The organism is Amycolatopsis sp. NPDC051716, assembly GCF_040681595.1.
Taxonomy (GTDB): domain Bacteria; phylum Actinomycetota; class Actinomycetes; order Mycobacteriales; family Pseudonocardiaceae; genus Amycolatopsis.
Genome location: NZ_JBFAZA010000045.1, coordinates 25,782 through 39,839, shown reverse-complemented (window position 1 = coordinate 39,839; position 14,058 = coordinate 25,782). Strand labels below are relative to the sequence as shown.

The following is a 14,058-nucleotide window of genomic DNA, read 5'->3' as shown; positions in this document are numbered from 1 at the left end:
CGGCCGACCCCGCCGGCCCGGCGGGTGCCTCGCCGCGGCACGGCCGAGTCGGGGCCGCGCTACCAGGGGCGGCCCGCCGTGAGGCGGGCCGTGAAGCCGGTTTCGTCGCGGTGCAACGTCACCTGGCTGCAGATCTGGTGGGCGATCCACAACCCCCGGCCCCCGATGCTGCGGGCCGCCGGCAGCAGCCCGGCGAACGGGTCGGCCGGCCCTTCGCCCGTGTCGTGCACCGAGACCACCATCTGTCCCGCGGCCGCCCAAATCCGGACGCGGACCGGCGGGCGGCCGTGGCGCAGGGCGTTGTCCACGATCTCGCTCACCGCCAGGACCAGGTCGTCGACCTCGTCCGCGGGCAGGTCGATCGGGGCGATGGCCATGACCGCCCGGCGCGCGTCCGCGGGCCGGGGGTCGGCCAGGTCCGCGAGCGGCGGGGTGCGCTCGATCGGGAGCGGCGTCATCGGCCGGGGGCCGGCCAGGAAGGACAGGGGGTCGATGTAGCCCGTGTTCGGGTGGTGGCCGCCGGGAGTGGCCACGAACGGGTGCGTCCGGGCGACGTCGTCGAGGACGTGCCGCGGGGTGGTGCGGGAGTCGTAGGCGCACATGCTGCGCAGCGGGAACTCGTCGTAGGCGTGGTTGACCGCCGACTCGTAGCGGGCCCACCAGTCCCACGACGTGTCGATCGCGGCCGGCGGGATCTCGCCGAAGATGCGGATCCCGGCCGCGCCACCGGCGACGAAGCGGGCCATCAGCTCCCGGTAGGACTTGATCGCCGCCGCCGGCCGGGCGTACAGGTCGCGGGTGGGCAGGTACTCCACCCGCGCCGACGGCGGCAGGGCGCCGCGCAGCAGCTCGGCGCGCTCCGGCTCCATCGACACCAGCGTCGGCTCGCCGGCGGCGAGCCCGCCTTCGAGGAACGGCACGGCGACGGCGAGCAGCTCCTCGTCGCCGTCGTAGTGGACGGCGGCGTGGTCGTAACCCCGGTCCTGGCCGACGCTCATGCGGCACGCTCCACGCGCACGCCGGTCAGGTCCAGCAGCTCGACGAGCCGGGCGGCCGTGGACAACCGCGTCCGCAGGACCACCGTGGTGGCGTGCCGCTCGGCGTAGCCGGCCAGCGCGACGAGGCTGCGGTGGTCGACGAAGTCCAGGCCGGCGGCGTCGATGGCGATCGTGCCGCCCTCGGGCCGCAGGCCGGCGCGCTCCAGCGCCAGGGGCCAGAGCCGGCGGGACTCCAGGTCGAAATCCCCGTCGAGCGCCGCGGCGCTGTCGTCGCGCACGTGGCCGTGCAGGTGGAACGGTGCCCCGCCGCCGGGGGCGGGCGGGTGCATGCAGGCGAGCTGCGCGACGACTTCGCCGCCGAGCTCGGCCACGTCGTAGCCGCACATCGCGGACATCGGGTGTTCGGCCAGGTAGCGGTCCACCAGGTGCTCGTAGCGGGCGAAGGCGTCCAGCTGGGCCGGCGTGCGCACCAGCGACGTCGCGTCGGCCGCGACCCGCAGCCCGGTGAACCCGGCCGCCAGCGCTTCGGACGTCGCCGCGGCGTAGTGCTCGACCTGGCCGGTGGGGTCGACGACCGCTCCCGTGCGGTAGGTCGCCTCGACCGAAGCGACCTGGACGGCCCCGCGTTCGAGGCCCTCGTCGCAGCGTTCGTCCGCCCGCAGCTGCCCGGCCAGCGCGGCGTCGTCGCCCGGGGCGACGTAGAGCACCCGCTCGCCGGCCGCCAGGCCCTCGGCCAGGAACTCCTGCGCGTGGGCCACGAATTCGCCCCGCCTCCGGTACCCCCGGCAGACGTGGTCACGGGCCGGCGAGAACGATCCGCTCTCCCGCTCGGTCGGCATCAGCACGGACCGAGACTACGCCGCCGGGCCCGCTCCCGGCGTCCCCGCCCGCGCCCCGGGGTCGCGGACCTCGGCCGCCGGTTTCGCGCAGACGCAGAACAAGTTGCCCTCCGGGTCGGCCAGGACGACCCAGTCGTCGGCCGGGTCGTCCTCGACGTGGCGGACGAACCGCGCGCCCAAGCCGACCAGCCGGTCGACCTCGTGCCGCTGGTCGTCCGTGTAGAGGTCCAGGTGCATCTGGTCCCGCGCCGACACCGGCGCCGAGGCCCGTTGCAGCGACAGGTTGACGTGCGGGCCGCGCAGCAGCCGGAAGTCGTCGGCCTCGGACGCCGGCTCGAGGCCGAGCGCCGCGCTCCAGAAGCGGGTCATGGCGTCCAGGTCGGCGCAGTTGATCACGGTGCTGCCCAGCCGGATGGCCATGGTCGTCTCCCCGTCTTGCCGCTCGGTGCCCCCCGGCTACCCGCTCGGCCGGGCGGTGAACCCCGGGGTCGTCACCACCGCTCCGTCCTCTCAGGATTCGAAGGCGCCGAGGTCGGGGGCGCTGCCTTGGTAGGGCAGGCCCACGTTGGTGCCCTTGTCGATCAGCCAGCTGCCCGCCGCCAGGCGCAGGTTCGGCAGCACCGGCAGGCTGCCGTCGGCCTGGCGCCGCGCGTCCCAGCCGGCCGTCGACACGCTCCGGAACTGCGCGTCCGACAGCGTGCCGCCCAGGTTCCACGAGTTGTTCGAAGCGCTCGTGCCGGACATGTTCGACGTCAGGGTGCCCGCGTAGGCGATGTTGTTGCGCAGGTTGCCCAGTCCGGTGGCCGCGCCGCTCGAGGTGATGCCGAGCATGTTGTAGTCCGGGTGGTTGTTGTAGCTGGTGTTGTTGAAGTAGTCGTTGGCCAGCGTGTGGTGGTTGGCGTAGAAGCCGGCGGAACGGTTGTTGAACGCCACCGACGTGCGGACGGTGTGCTTGACGCCGTTGCTGACGTACTTGCCGCCGTAGCCGCCCATCTTGAAGCCGTTGCCGTTGCCGGACGCCGTGGTCGTCTGCGGCAGGTAGCCGTTGCGCCAGGCCCACGAGTTCTCGATCGTCACCGAAGAGAAGGCGTTGATCAGGTCGAACCCGTCGTCGGAGTTCCACCACGCGCGACAGCCGCGGAAGACGTTGCCCGGGTGGCCGGCGGAGATGTGCGCGCCGAACCCGTCGGCGCTTTCCCCGGCGCCGTTGGACGTCCGCGGGTCGTAGTTGTCGTGGGAATCGGAATTGACCACGAGGTTGCCGCCACCGTCCTGGACGAACAACCCGGGTCCCATGTTGTTGTGCAGGTTCAGCAGCTCGAACGTGTTGTCGCTCCCGGAGACCCAGATCCCCCACGACTCGTGGTTCAGGTTGTTGTTCTGCGGCACGCCCTTGACTTCCAGCCCCTTGAGGTGGATGAAGTTGCCGGTGACGTCGAAGCCCTTGATCCGGCAGTCGTCACTGACGCGGGAGAAGTCGAAGACGGGCGTTTCGCCGGGGTAGGCCCAGTAGCGGATCGGGTTGCCGGACGTGCCGCTCTTGTTCAGCGTGATCGCGTCCACCCGGTCGGTCTGGCTCGCGCAGGCCTTGTTCGCCCGGGAGTAGACGTAGGTGCCACCCCGGAGGTACACCGTGTCGCCCGCCTGCGCGACGGCCTGGGCGTGCGCGACCGACGCCCAGGGCGCGGCCTGTGTCCCGGCGGCGCTGTCACTGCCCGCCGGAGCGACGTAGTAGGTCTTCCCGGCCGCCGGGCTGCTCGCGGCGGCCGGGGTGCCGGCGACGGTCACCGCGGTCGCGAACACCACGAGGGAAATTGCGAGTTTCATCGGCACTCCAAGGGTTCAGTCGCAGCTGCCGGAACACGGCACGAACGGTGCCGTGGTGCCGGTCAGCGTGGTCGTGCCGAGCGTCAGCCCGGCGGAACTCGCGGTCACCGTGATGGTGCCCGCGCCCGTCGCCCGCACCAGGCCGTACGCGACACCCTGGTAGGCCTTCCGCACCGGGCCGCGGAACGTTTCCTGCACCGGGCTCCCGCTGTCGACCGCCACCAGCTCGCCCGGCCCGCTGACGCTGAACGTGATCGGCGCGGACGAACTCGTCACGACCCGCCCGGAGGAATCGGCGACGGTCGCCTTCACGTACGAAACGTCGTCGACGTCCGTCGACACGGAGCTGTGGTCGGGCGCGAGCACCACCCGGTTCGCCGTGGTGCCGGTCGCCGGCGGCGACGTCGTGGGCGCACCCCACGTGCGCTGCCACGAATACCCGATCGGCCGGACCGTGCCCACACCGTCCAGCAGGCCGAAGTCCGGCTCCACGCGGGGCCACAGGCCGTCGGCCTCCCCCAGGTACGCCGCACCCGTCCAGAGGAACAGGCCGGTGATCATGGCGTTGTTGCGGACCGTCGTCCACGCCGAGGTGTCGGTGCCCATCTCGGTGAACAGCCCGGCCCGCGCCGGCGACGTCTTCGCGGCCTGGATGACCTCGTCCGGCCGGTAGTTGCCGCCGAAGACGTCGACGAGGGTCCGGGTGGCCCCGGTGACGTCGCCGCTGTCGGCCGGCCGGAACAGCGCCTGGGTGACCGGACGGCCCGGGTCCAGCGCGTGCGCGATCGCGGCCATCCGGGTCAGCAGCGGCGTCCGGGTCGCGATCGGGTCGCGGATCTCGTTGCCGGTGCTCCACATCGCCACGCTGGGGTGGTTGCGGTCGCGCATGACCACGCTGGTGGTGTCCACCTGGTACCACGGCACCGAGCCGCTCGCGCCGGGCACCGCGGGTGTCCCGGTCGGCGCCGAGGCCGTCCGGTTGAAGTAAGTCGCGTAGTCACCGACGTCGGCGTACTTGTGCTGGGTCCAGACGTCGAAGAACTCGTCGAGGACCAGGAACCCCATCCGGTCGGTCAGCTCGAGGAACGCCGGGCTCGGCGGGTCGTGCGCGGTGCGGATCGCATTCACCCCGAGGGCCTTCAGCTGGGCGAGCCGCCGCTGCACGGCCCGCTGCGGGGCCGCCATCCCGAGCCCGTGCAGGTCCTGGTGCAGCGCAACACCCTGGAACTTCACGGACTTGCCGTTGAGGCTCATCCCGGTCGAAGCGCTGAACGTCAGCGTCCGGAGACCCACCGAGGTGACGTCGTCGTCCACCGCGGCGCCGCCCACGAGGACGGTGGTGGCCAGCGAGTACAGGTTCGGGTTGGCCAGGTCCCACAGCTTCGGGTTGCTCACCGGCACGTCGAAGGCGAAGGTGGCCGACGCCCCGGCGGCGATGGTCTTCGCCGCCGTGGTGACCGCGGGCAGCGCGGCCCCGCCCGGGTCGCTGAGCACACCTTGGACGCTGACGCTCGCCGCCGCGCCCCCTTCGTTGACCACCGTGGTTTCCGCGTGCACGGTGTTGCCGTTCGGCGTGGTGACGTGTGTGGCCCACTGGCCGACGTGCACCGGATCGGTCGCGATCAGCCGGACGTCACGGTAGATCCCGGCACCGGTGTAGTAGCGCGACGCCGGCTGCGACGTCGTATCCGTCTTGACCGCGACCACGTTGTCGCCGCCCAGCTTCGCCGCCGCCGTGACGTCGTAGCGGAAACCGGTGTAGCCGTAGGGGTGGGTACCGATGAGCGTGCCGTTGACGTACACGCTCGCGTTCGCCATCACGCCGTCGAACTCCAGCGACACCCGGCGGCCCGCGGGCACCCCGGCCAGCGAGAAGTGCTTGCGGTACCAGCCGATCCCCGACGGCAGGTAGCCGCCGCGGCCCGTGCTCGGCGCCGACTGCGAGAACGGGTTGGCCGGTGGGTTCTTGCCCTCGATGCTCCAGTCGTGCGGCACGCTGAGCTTGCGCCAGCCGCCGTCGTTGTAGGAGGCACCACCGGCACCACTGGCGTCACCGTAGTTGAACAGCCAGCCGGCGTCGAAGTCGGTGACCGTCCGGTACCGGTTCACCGCGGTGGTGCCCGCGCCGGCGGTGGTGCCCGCGCCGGCGGTGCCGGACACCACGGTCAGCGGCGCGAGCACGAGCGCCAGCACCCCGGCGACGGTTTTCCGCAGCGTGGACACCGCCATCACCGGCCCAGCGCGAAACTCGGGTGCGGCGGCTGGTTGTACGCGGTGTTCTGCCACGCCACGGCTTCCCGGTACTGCCGGTCCTGCATCAGCGACACGTGCGAGATGCTCGTCGAGTCGGTGGTCGAGTAGATCCGCAGCGCGCGGTTGTCCGAGGTCGGCCAGACGACCTCCTCGCGCCAGTCGCCGAAGAGGTCGGCCTGCAGCGCCGGCGTGTTCTTCGTGCCGTTGTTCGCGTGCACGCCGGAGCCGGTCAGCAGCCGGGTGTCGCCGCCGGTGCCGTACTTGTCGATGTGGGTGCCGTCCAGCAGCTCGCGCTGGGCGTCGCCGTCCCAGTAGATGACGAAGTTCGTCGACGACGGCTTGCGCCCGATGTTCTGGCCGCTGGTGTTCAGCAGCCCGGACACCGCGGACGACCACGACTCGGCGCCGGGGCTGCCGGCGTAGATGTCGTCCGACACGCCGCGCCCGTTGTCGCAGTTGCAGGAGGCGTTCTGCCAGATGATCTGCCCGGTCTTCGCGTCGGCCATCCAGGCGGCCGGCTTGGACTTGTCTTCGTCCACTTTGAACTCTTCCAGGCCCGGGCGGCTCGGGATCAGGTCGCCGACGTGCATGGCGTCGCCGTGGCCGAGCCGGGTGTTCCACAGTGGACTTCCGTTGTCGTCGATCGCCATGGCGCCGAACACGATCTCGTCACGGCCGTCGCCGTCGGTGTCCGCGATGGCCAGCTGGTGGTCGCCCTGGCCGGTGTACTGCGAGCCGGCCGAGTTCGAGTCGAACTTCCACCGCTCGGTCAGCGCGCCGCCGCGGAAGTCCCAGGCCGCGATCACGGTCCGGGTGTAGTAACCGCGGCTCATGATCAGGCTCGGGTGGGAGCCGTCCAGGTAGGCCGTCCCGGCCAGGAACCGGTCGACGCGGTTGCCGTAGCTGTCACCCCACGAGGACACCGTGCCGCGCGGCGGGTCGTAGTTCACCGTGGACACCGCGGCACCGGTCTGCCCGTTGAACATGGTCAGGAACTCCGGACCGGACAGGACGTACCCGCTCGAGTTGCGGTAGTCGGCACTCGCGCTGCCGATCAGCTGGCCGGTGCCCGACCGGGTGCCGTCCGCGGTCTTCATCGCGACCTCGGCCTTGCCGTCGCCGTCGTAGTCGAAGACCTGGAACTGCGTGTAGTGCGCGCCGGCGCGGATGTTGCGCCCGAGGTCGATCCGCCAGAGGCGGGTGCCGTCGAGCCGGTAGGCGTCGACGTAGACGTTCCCGGTGTAGCCGGACTGCGAGTTGTCCTTGGAATTGGTCGGGTCCCACTTCAGCACGAGCTCGTACTGGCCGTCGCCGTCCAGGTCACCGGCACTGGCGTCGTTCGCGGTGTAGGTGTAGCTCTCCCCGGACGGGGTCGTGCCGCCGGCCGGCGGCTGGATCGGGACGTCGCGGGTGCTCGCCGCGGCACCGCTTTCCAACGTCAGCGAGTCCTCCGCGGCGAAGGCCGACATCCGCTCGACCCCGCCGGTCACCGCGCGCACGGTGTACCGGGCCCCCGCCGGGGCGCCCGCGTCCACGAAGCTCGTCGGCCCGCCGACCGGGGCCGCGGTCACCTTCGTGCCGTCGCGGTAGACGTTGAACGCCACACCGGCCGGGTCGTCGGCGAGCAGGCGCCAGCCGACGGTGTTGCCCTGGGCGGTGTGGACGCTGACCACCCCGCGGTTCAGCTTGTCGATCTGCGGTGCGGCGGCCACGGCCGCGCCGGTGGCCGGAGCGGGCACCAGGCCCGCCACGACCACGCCCGCGGCGGCCACGACGAGCCGCTTGCCGAAGTTGCGCATGGTTGTTCCCTTCCGGGTTCAGCGGAGATAGGCGACGAGCGGGAGGGCGAGCTCACGGACGCCCTGCAGCACGAGGTCCGACATCCGGGTCGCGCCGTAGGCCGAGAAGTGCGTGTTGTCGGTGACGCCGTCGGCGGCCTGGGTGAGGTAGATCTGCTGCGACGCCGACGGGCCGAGGGACTCGACCAGGGCCTTGCTCTTGGCCGTCAGGTCGATCACCGGCACGCCCGCGCTCTTGCCCAGCGCCCGGATCACCACGGGCAGGTCGGCGCCCACGCCGTTGACGTGCAGCGCGGTCGGCGTCAGCTTGCTGCCGCTGAACAGCCGCCGCACCGGCGGCGTCACCAGCACGGGCACGCCACCACGCTCCCGGACGCCGTTGACCAGCTTGGTCAAGTTGTCGCGGAACGCCGTCGCCGACGTCTGCTTGTCGTTGTGCCCGAACTGGATGAGCACCAGGTCCTTGCTCTTGATCAGCGGCTTGAGCGTCGGGAACAACGCCTTGTTCGCCAGGAAGCTGCCGGAACTTTCACCGGAGTCCGCGTAATTCGCGATCACGGCGCCGGAGCGGACGGCGGTGGGCAGGACCTGGCCCCAGCCGGTGTAGGGCGCCGCCGGCTGGTCGCAGACGGTCGAGTCGCCGGCCAGGTACGTCACCAGCGGGGCCTGAACCGCGGTCACGGTCAGCGAGCCGATCGCGGGGGCACTGCCGCCGAAGGTGATGTCGAGGCCTGCCGTGCCGGTGCCGCCTTGGCCGGTGGGCTGCCCCTCGGGGTCGCGCACGTTGACCGTGACCGTCGTGGGGACGACCTGGCCCGCGCTCGTCGAGACGGCGTTCAGGACCTGCCTGCGCGCCTCGACCGACATCGACGTGCTGGCCGCCTTCGTCGTGCTGCCGAGTCCGACGGTGACGTCGTAGTTCCCCGGCGCCACGGCGAAGTGGCACTTGATCGGCGCGGTGCCCGAACACTGAGCGGGAAGCGCTTCCTGGACGGCCGCGGCCACCGCCGGTACGGGAACCAGGGTGGCCGCGGCCAGGCCGGCGAGGATGACCGCTCGCTGCCTGAGGGACATGAGGACTCCTTTGTCCTTGGTGAACATCGTCCGATCGGGAGGGTGGTTCAGCCGGCCGAGCAGGCGCTGCCGTTGAGCGTGAACGCCGCCGGTGCCGGGTTGGCGCCGTTGTAGGTGCCGTTGAAGCCGACGCCGGTCGAAGCGTTCGGCGCCAGCGTGCCGTTCCAGCTCAGGTTCTTGGCGGTGACCGCGCCGCCGGACTGGGCGAAGGTGGCGCCCCAGCCGGGCAAGGTCACCTGCTGCCCGCCGGCGAAGGTGAAGGCCAGCGTCCACGCGGTGACCGCGCTCGTGCCGGTGTTCGTGATGGTGACGTTGGCGGTGAACCCGTTGCCCCCGCCCCAGTTCGAGGCGGTGTAGGCCACCTTGCACGCGCCGGACCCGCCGCCCGCGCTCGTCGTCGCCGTCGCGATTCCGGAGCCGGCCGAGGTGTTCCCGGCGGCGTCCCTCGCCCGCACCTGGTACCGGTACGTGCTCGAAGCCGTCAGGCCGCTGTCGGTGTACGACGTCGTCGCGGCCGAACCGACCACGGCAAACGCGCCCCCGCTCGCTCCCGGCGCCCGGAGGACGTCGTAGCCGGTGACGCCGACGTTGTCGGTCGACGCGGTCCAGCTCAGCGTGGCACCGCTCGCCGTCACGCCCGACACGGCCGGCGTGCCCGGCACCGACGGCGCCTGGGTATCGCTCTGGCCGCCACCGTAGACCGTGGCTTCCTTCGACGTCTGCCGGATCCCGTTGGCGCCGTTGAGGAACCGCTCGCCCCACGCCGTCAAGCTCGCCGGGTCAAAGTTGTTCGTCATGTCGAGGTAGGCGACGTCGCTGCTGTTGCCGCTCCAGGACCAGCCGAGGTAGCCGAGGCCGCGGGCCTGCGCCTGGGCCATGATCGTGTCCTCGTCCGGGTTGCCGTCGGTGTGCATGTTGCCGAACTCGCCGACGACCAGGGGCAGCCCGGCGGTGCGGAAGGCGTCGAAGTACGCGTTGATCTCGGCCGCGGTGTCGTAGACGCCGTACATGTGGATGGAGAAGACCGTGTTGTGCTGCGGGTCGGCATTGAACACCGCCGGCGCGTTGTCGCGCATGATGTTCTGCCAGTCCTGGCCCCACATCGGCGCGTCGGCCATCAGCAGGTGCTGCAGCCCGGCGGCCCGCAGCCGCTTGATCGCGTTGCTCGTCGCGCTCGTCCAGGTCGCGCTGACCTGCTGGTCGTTGCCGAACGGCTCGTTGCCGAGGTTGATGACGACGTAGTTTTCCTGGCCCTTCAGCGCGTCGGCCACGCTGATCCAGTAACCGGCCGCCTGGTCGAGGGTGGCGGCCCCGCTCTGCTCGCCGTACCCGGTGGTGTCGTGCACTTCCAGGACGCAGATCAGCCGGTTCTGCTTGCACTGCCCGATGACGCTCGTGACTTCGGCGGCCGGGGTCGGTCCCCACCGCTGCCCGCTGCCGAGCACGACCCGGACCGTGTTGGCGCCGAAGGACTTGATGTCGGCGAAGGCCCGGTTCTGGCTCGGGTACCAGACGTACGCGTGGTTCACCCCGCGCATCACGAACGGCGAGCCGTTGCCCTCGAGGATCCGGGTGCCGTCGACGTGCAGGCCGGTCGCGGCGGGCGTGTCGGGGCCGAGCGCGGCGACCAGGGCCGGGTACCAGCGGCTCTCCATCTTCTGGATGCCGGTGGTGTTGTTCGGGTGGACGCCGTCACCGGTGTCGGCGGCGGTGTCGAAGCCGGTCCACTGGTCGACGACGGTGATCGGCGACGCGGCCGTGGAGTGCGCCTGCGCCCAGCCGGGGATGGCGTTGTTCAGGTCCACCACCCGCTGGCCGCAGGCGGCGCAGTTGGCCGGGTTCATCGGGATGATCTTCGCGACGATCAGCTTGGTCGCCGGGTTGGCGGCCCGCATCTGGCCCAGCAGCGTGGTGTAGGCGTCGAGGATCGTGCTCGCCGGGATGTTGTTCCAGACGTCGTTGGTGCCCAGGTGCATCAGGACGATGTCCGGGTGCGTCGACGACAGCCAGCCGGGCAGCTGATTGTCCCGGACGATCCCGGTCGCCAGGAACCCGCCGTGGCCCTCGTTCTCACCGTCGTAGGTGAAACCGCAGCCCTGCGCGGGCAGGGTGCCGACGAAGTCGATGTCGGTGTGGCCGGTCTCCTGGAGGTGCTTCCACAACAGCGCGCGCCAGCAGCCGGGCGACCCGGTGATGGAGTCGCCGAGCGCCATGATCCGCGTGGGCGTGGCCGCCCCGGCCGCGGCGGGGGCGACGACAGCGCAGGCGGCCACCAGGAGGCCGGCCACGAGCGCGCGGAGGAATCGCCAGTTCATTACCGACCTCCTGGAGAACCACTCGACAGGAAAGTTTCAGGCTGGGAGCGCTCCCACGGTAACACGGGACCCGCGGGCGGAACACCGGCGGCGAGACAGAAAACGGCCAATCCGCTGAACGTTAAGCTGCCGGGCCCGGAGTTCGAGAAAGCGTTTTCACGATGGCCGGTCAGGCCCGCCAGCGCACCTGGGGGTTGAACCGGCCGGAGTGGTCGAAGACGGCTTGGTTCTCCCAGCCGTCGCCGGACCCGGAGATGTCGGCCGGGTCCCAGCCGTTGCCGTTCACCGCGTACCAGGTGGGTTCCCAGTAAAAGACGCCGATCGCGCCGGCGCCGCGGGCGGTGTCCTGGACCGCGGTGAAGTTCGCGGCCTGCCCGGCCGGGGTGGCCGGGTACCCCGCGCACGGCTGCGCGGCCGAGACGGCGTTGGGTGTGCTGTCGTCGTTGGCCGTCGTGTACGGGTACGCCGTTTCGGCGAGGACGACCGGCTTGCCGTACCGGGACCGCACGTCGGACACCACGCCGGCCATGTTCGCCATCGTGCCGTGCCAGTAGCAGTAGTAGGACAGGCCGGCGATGTCCCACGGGACGCCCTGGGCCCGGATCCCGTCGTAGAACCAGCGGGCGTGCGCGTCGCTGTCGGCGTCCGCGGTGTGGACGATCACCTGGGTGCCGCTGTTGCAGGCCTTGGTGGCGTTGTACCCGGCCTTGAGCAGCAGGCCGAGGTTGGTGAAGTCGTTGTTGACGACTTTCCCGTCGTTCCACAGCATGCCGACGTTGATTTCGTTGCCGATCTGCACGCTGTCCGGCGCTGTGCCCTGGCCCTTGAGCCCGGAACAGACGTCGTAGGTGTAGTCGTACACATCGGTCTGCAACCGGCCGATGGGGTGCGCGGCCCAGGCGGCGGGCTTGGTCTGCGTACCGGGATCGGCCCACGTGTCGGAGTAGTGGAAGTCGACCAGGAGCTTGAGCCCCTTGGCTTTCACCGCGCGGGCGTACTGCAGCACCTTCGCCTTGTTGTTGTAGCCGCTGCGCGGGTTGTCCCACACGCGCAGGCGCACGTAGTTGACGCCCGCGCCCTTGAGGATGTCGAGGGGATCGCGGGCCACCCCGGCGGCGTCGGTGTACTTCGCGCCGAGGTCGAGCGCCCGCTGGGCGGTCGAAACGTCCGCGCCCAGCATGCCGAGGGAGTTCGCGGCCGAAGCCGCCGGGACGGGCAGGGCGAGGGCCGCCAGGATCAGGGCCGCCGTCGCGAGGCGGCCGGTGCGGGACACGGTCATCCGATCTCCTTTGATCGAGTTCTCGAAGCTGTCCGGCGAGGACGGGGGCGGCGGCTCGATTCGCGGACCACCAGCTCCGGCGTGAACACCACGTGCCGGTGCTCGTGCTCGGACGGCGCCAGCGATTCGGCGATGACCAGGTCCGCGGCCGCGCGGCCGATCGCGTGCCGCGGCTGGCGGACCGACGTCAGCGGCACCGCGGCCGCCGCCGCGAAGTCGATGTCGTCGTAGCCGACGATCGCCAGGTCCTCCGGCACCCGCACGCCCGCCCGCACCGCGGCCTGGAGCAGGCCCAGCGCCAGCAGGTCGTTCGCGCAGAAGACGGCGTCCGGCAGCACCGCCCTGGCCAGCAGCTGCTCGCCGGCCCGCAGGCCGCACGCCACGTTGAGGGCCGGCGCGGGCAGCACCTCGAGGACGTCCGGCGGCCGGCCCGCCAGCCGGATCGCGTCGCGGGCACCGCGGTGGCGTTCGGCGGCCTGGTGGATGCCCGCCGGGCCGGTGACCATCACGATGCGCTCGCACCCCTCGGCCAGCAGGTGGGTGACCGCGAGCTCGCCGCCGTGGCGGTCGTCCACCGCGACCGAGCAGAGGTCCTCCTCCGCGGTCGGGTGGTCGAGCAGGACCACCGAAATGCCCCGCTCCCGCAGCCACCGCACCGGTGCCGGCCCGGACTCGACCGGCGTGATCAGCACCCCGTGCACCCGCTGGGAAGCCAGCAGCTCCACGTGCCCGCGTTCCTTGGCCACGGATTCGCCGCTGTTGCACAGGATCACCGCGTGCCCGGCCTCGCTCGCCGCCTCTTCGACACCGCGGGCGACGTCGGTGAAGAACGGGTTGCCCACGTCGAGCACCACCAGGCCGATCGTGCGGGCGGTGCCCGAACGCAGCTGGCGCGCCGGTTCGTTGCGGACGTACCCGAGCGCGTCGATGGCGGCGAGGACCCGCGCGCGGGTGGCGGCGGCGACCACGTCGGGGCGGTTCAGCACGTTGGACACCGTCCCGACCGACACCTCGGCCCGGACGGCGACGTCCCGGATGCCGATCGGCGGCTTCACCGGCGGTCCCGGGAGCCCACCGCCACCGCGGCCAGCAGAAGCAGGCCCGGGGCGACGACCACGAAGGCCGGCGCCTGCCCCACCACGACGGCCACGACGACGATCGCGGCGACCAGCCCGAGGCTGCCCCGCCAGTCCAGGACCGTTTCCCGGCCGGCCGCCGCCAGCACCGCCGGCCAGCGCCGCTCCGGTCGCCAGGCCGCCGCGCCCCGCAGGCCGGCCGCGAGGAGCGCGGCGAGCACCAGGCCCAGCACGGCCCCGAACACCCGGCCGCCGGGCAGCCCGCCCAGCACCGCGACGACGTCGAGCGCCCCGACGGCCAGCAGACCCAGCGGGGCCAGCACGGCCACCGGGTGGGCCAGCGCCGTGCGGAACAGCCGGGCGAACCGGCGCACGCTCGGGGTCCGGACGTCCGCGGCGACCTCGGTGACCAGGACCGAACCGGCGGCCGCCGCGGCCAGGGACGTCACGACGAACACCGAGGCCGCGCAGACCAGGAGGCCGACGAAGAGGACCTCGCCGAGCAGCGTCAGCGCCCGAGCGCCCCAATGTGGCCTTCGGTGCGTCAGACGCACCGAAGGCCGCCTTGGGTGCGTCAGACGCAACCAAGGCCACATTG

At 71.8% G+C, this 14,058-nt stretch carries 11 protein-coding genes; all 11 read right to left on the bottom strand.

All coding sequences use genetic code 11. The annotated features are described in order from the left end of the window. Positions 1–59: 59 nt before the first annotated feature. The gene (locus AB0M30_RS41040; RefSeq protein WP_364596060.1) at positions 60–998 is read right to left on the bottom strand and encodes a sensor histidine kinase; all 939 of its coding nucleotides are present in this window, start codon (positions 996–998) and stop codon (positions 60–62) included. Then, complete coding sequence (locus tag AB0M30_RS41035; RefSeq protein WP_364596218.1) at positions 995–1,837, bottom strand: MEDS domain-containing protein; 843 nt, start codon at positions 1,835–1,837, stop codon at positions 995–997. The genes AB0M30_RS41040 and AB0M30_RS41035 overlap by 4 nt, the downstream gene beginning before the upstream one ends. Before the next feature lie 15 nt (positions 1,838–1,852). After that, positions 1,853–2,257 carry a VOC family protein gene (locus tag AB0M30_RS41030; RefSeq protein WP_364596057.1) on the bottom strand — a complete coding sequence of 135 codons (405 nt, stop codon included), beginning with the start codon at positions 2,255–2,257 and terminating at the stop codon, positions 1,853–1,855. Positions 2,258–2,347: 90 nt separating this feature from the next. Continuing rightward, on the bottom strand, positions 2,348–3,664 hold the full coding sequence (locus AB0M30_RS41025; protein ID WP_364596054.1) for a right-handed parallel beta-helix repeat-containing protein: 1,317 nt from the start codon (positions 3,662–3,664) through the stop codon (positions 2,348–2,350). Positions 3,665–3,679: 15 nt separating this feature from the next. Next, positions 3,680–5,893, bottom strand: coding sequence for a glycoside hydrolase family 2 TIM barrel-domain containing protein (locus tag AB0M30_RS41020; RefSeq protein ID WP_364596051.1), 2,214 nt, complete (start codon positions 5,891–5,893; stop codon positions 3,680–3,682). After that, positions 5,893–7,716, bottom strand: a complete 1,824-nt coding sequence (locus tag AB0M30_RS41015; RefSeq protein WP_364596048.1) for a rhamnogalacturonan lyase — start codon at positions 7,714–7,716, stop codon at positions 5,893–5,895. Before AB0M30_RS41015 ends, AB0M30_RS41020 begins: the two co-directional genes overlap by 1 nt. Before the next feature lie 18 nt (positions 7,717–7,734). Then, a complete protein-coding gene (locus AB0M30_RS41010; RefSeq protein ID WP_364596045.1) occupies positions 7,735–8,790 on the bottom strand; it encodes a rhamnogalacturonan acetylesterase in 1,056 nt (351 codons plus the stop codon). 47 nt (positions 8,791–8,837) lie between these two features. Then, positions 8,838–11,105, bottom strand: coding sequence for a cellulase family glycosylhydrolase (locus tag AB0M30_RS41005; RefSeq protein ID WP_364596042.1), 2,268 nt, complete (start codon positions 11,103–11,105; stop codon positions 8,838–8,840). Positions 11,106–11,274: 169 nt separating this feature from the next. After that, the gene (locus tag AB0M30_RS41000) at positions 11,275–12,384 is read right to left on the bottom strand and encodes a glycosyl hydrolase 53 family protein (protein WP_364596040.1); all 1,110 of its coding nucleotides are present in this window, start codon (positions 12,382–12,384) and stop codon (positions 11,275–11,277) included. Next, positions 12,381–13,439, bottom strand: coding sequence for a LacI family DNA-binding transcriptional regulator (locus AB0M30_RS40995; protein WP_364596037.1), 1,059 nt, complete (start codon positions 13,437–13,439; stop codon positions 12,381–12,383). The genes AB0M30_RS41000 and AB0M30_RS40995 overlap by 4 nt, the downstream gene beginning before the upstream one ends. Continuing rightward, entirely contained in the window at positions 13,436–14,014 is a 579-nt protein-coding gene (locus AB0M30_RS40990; protein WP_364596034.1) for a hypothetical protein, read from the bottom strand. Before AB0M30_RS40990 ends, AB0M30_RS40995 begins: the two co-directional genes overlap by 4 nt. Between the last annotated feature and the right edge of the window lie 44 nt (positions 14,015–14,058).

What these genes read in the sequence shown, in the direction of transcription:
- AB0M30_RS41025 (WP_364596054.1), bottom strand. Translation starts at nt 3,664, where the DNA reads ATGAAACTCGCAATTTCCCTCGTGGTGTTCGCGACCGCGGTGACCGTC.
- AB0M30_RS41005 (WP_364596042.1), bottom strand. Translation starts at nt 11,105, where the DNA reads ATGAACTGGCGATTCCTCCGCGCGCTCGTGGCCGGCCTCCTGGTGGCC.
- AB0M30_RS41040 (WP_364596060.1), bottom strand. Translation starts at nt 998, where the DNA reads ATGAGCGTCGGCCAGGACCGGGGTTACGACCACGCCGCCGTCCACTAC.
- AB0M30_RS41000 (WP_364596040.1), bottom strand. Translation starts at nt 12,384, where the DNA reads ATGACCGTGTCCCGCACCGGCCGCCTCGCGACGGCGGCCCTGATCCTG.
- AB0M30_RS41020 (WP_364596051.1), bottom strand. Translation starts at nt 5,893, where the DNA reads ATGGCGGTGTCCACGCTGCGGAAAACCGTCGCCGGGGTGCTGGCGCTC.
- AB0M30_RS41035 (WP_364596218.1), bottom strand. Translation starts at nt 1,837, where the DNA reads ATGCCGACCGAGCGGGAGAGCGGATCGTTCTCGCCGGCCCGTGACCAC.
- AB0M30_RS41030 (WP_364596057.1), bottom strand. Translation starts at nt 2,257, where the DNA reads ATGGCCATCCGGCTGGGCAGCACCGTGATCAACTGCGCCGACCTGGAC.
- AB0M30_RS41015 (WP_364596048.1), bottom strand. Translation starts at nt 7,716, where the DNA reads ATGCGCAACTTCGGCAAGCGGCTCGTCGTGGCCGCCGCGGGCGTGGTC.
- AB0M30_RS41010 (WP_364596045.1), bottom strand. Translation starts at nt 8,790, where the DNA reads ATGTCCCTCAGGCAGCGAGCGGTCATCCTCGCCGGCCTGGCCGCGGCC.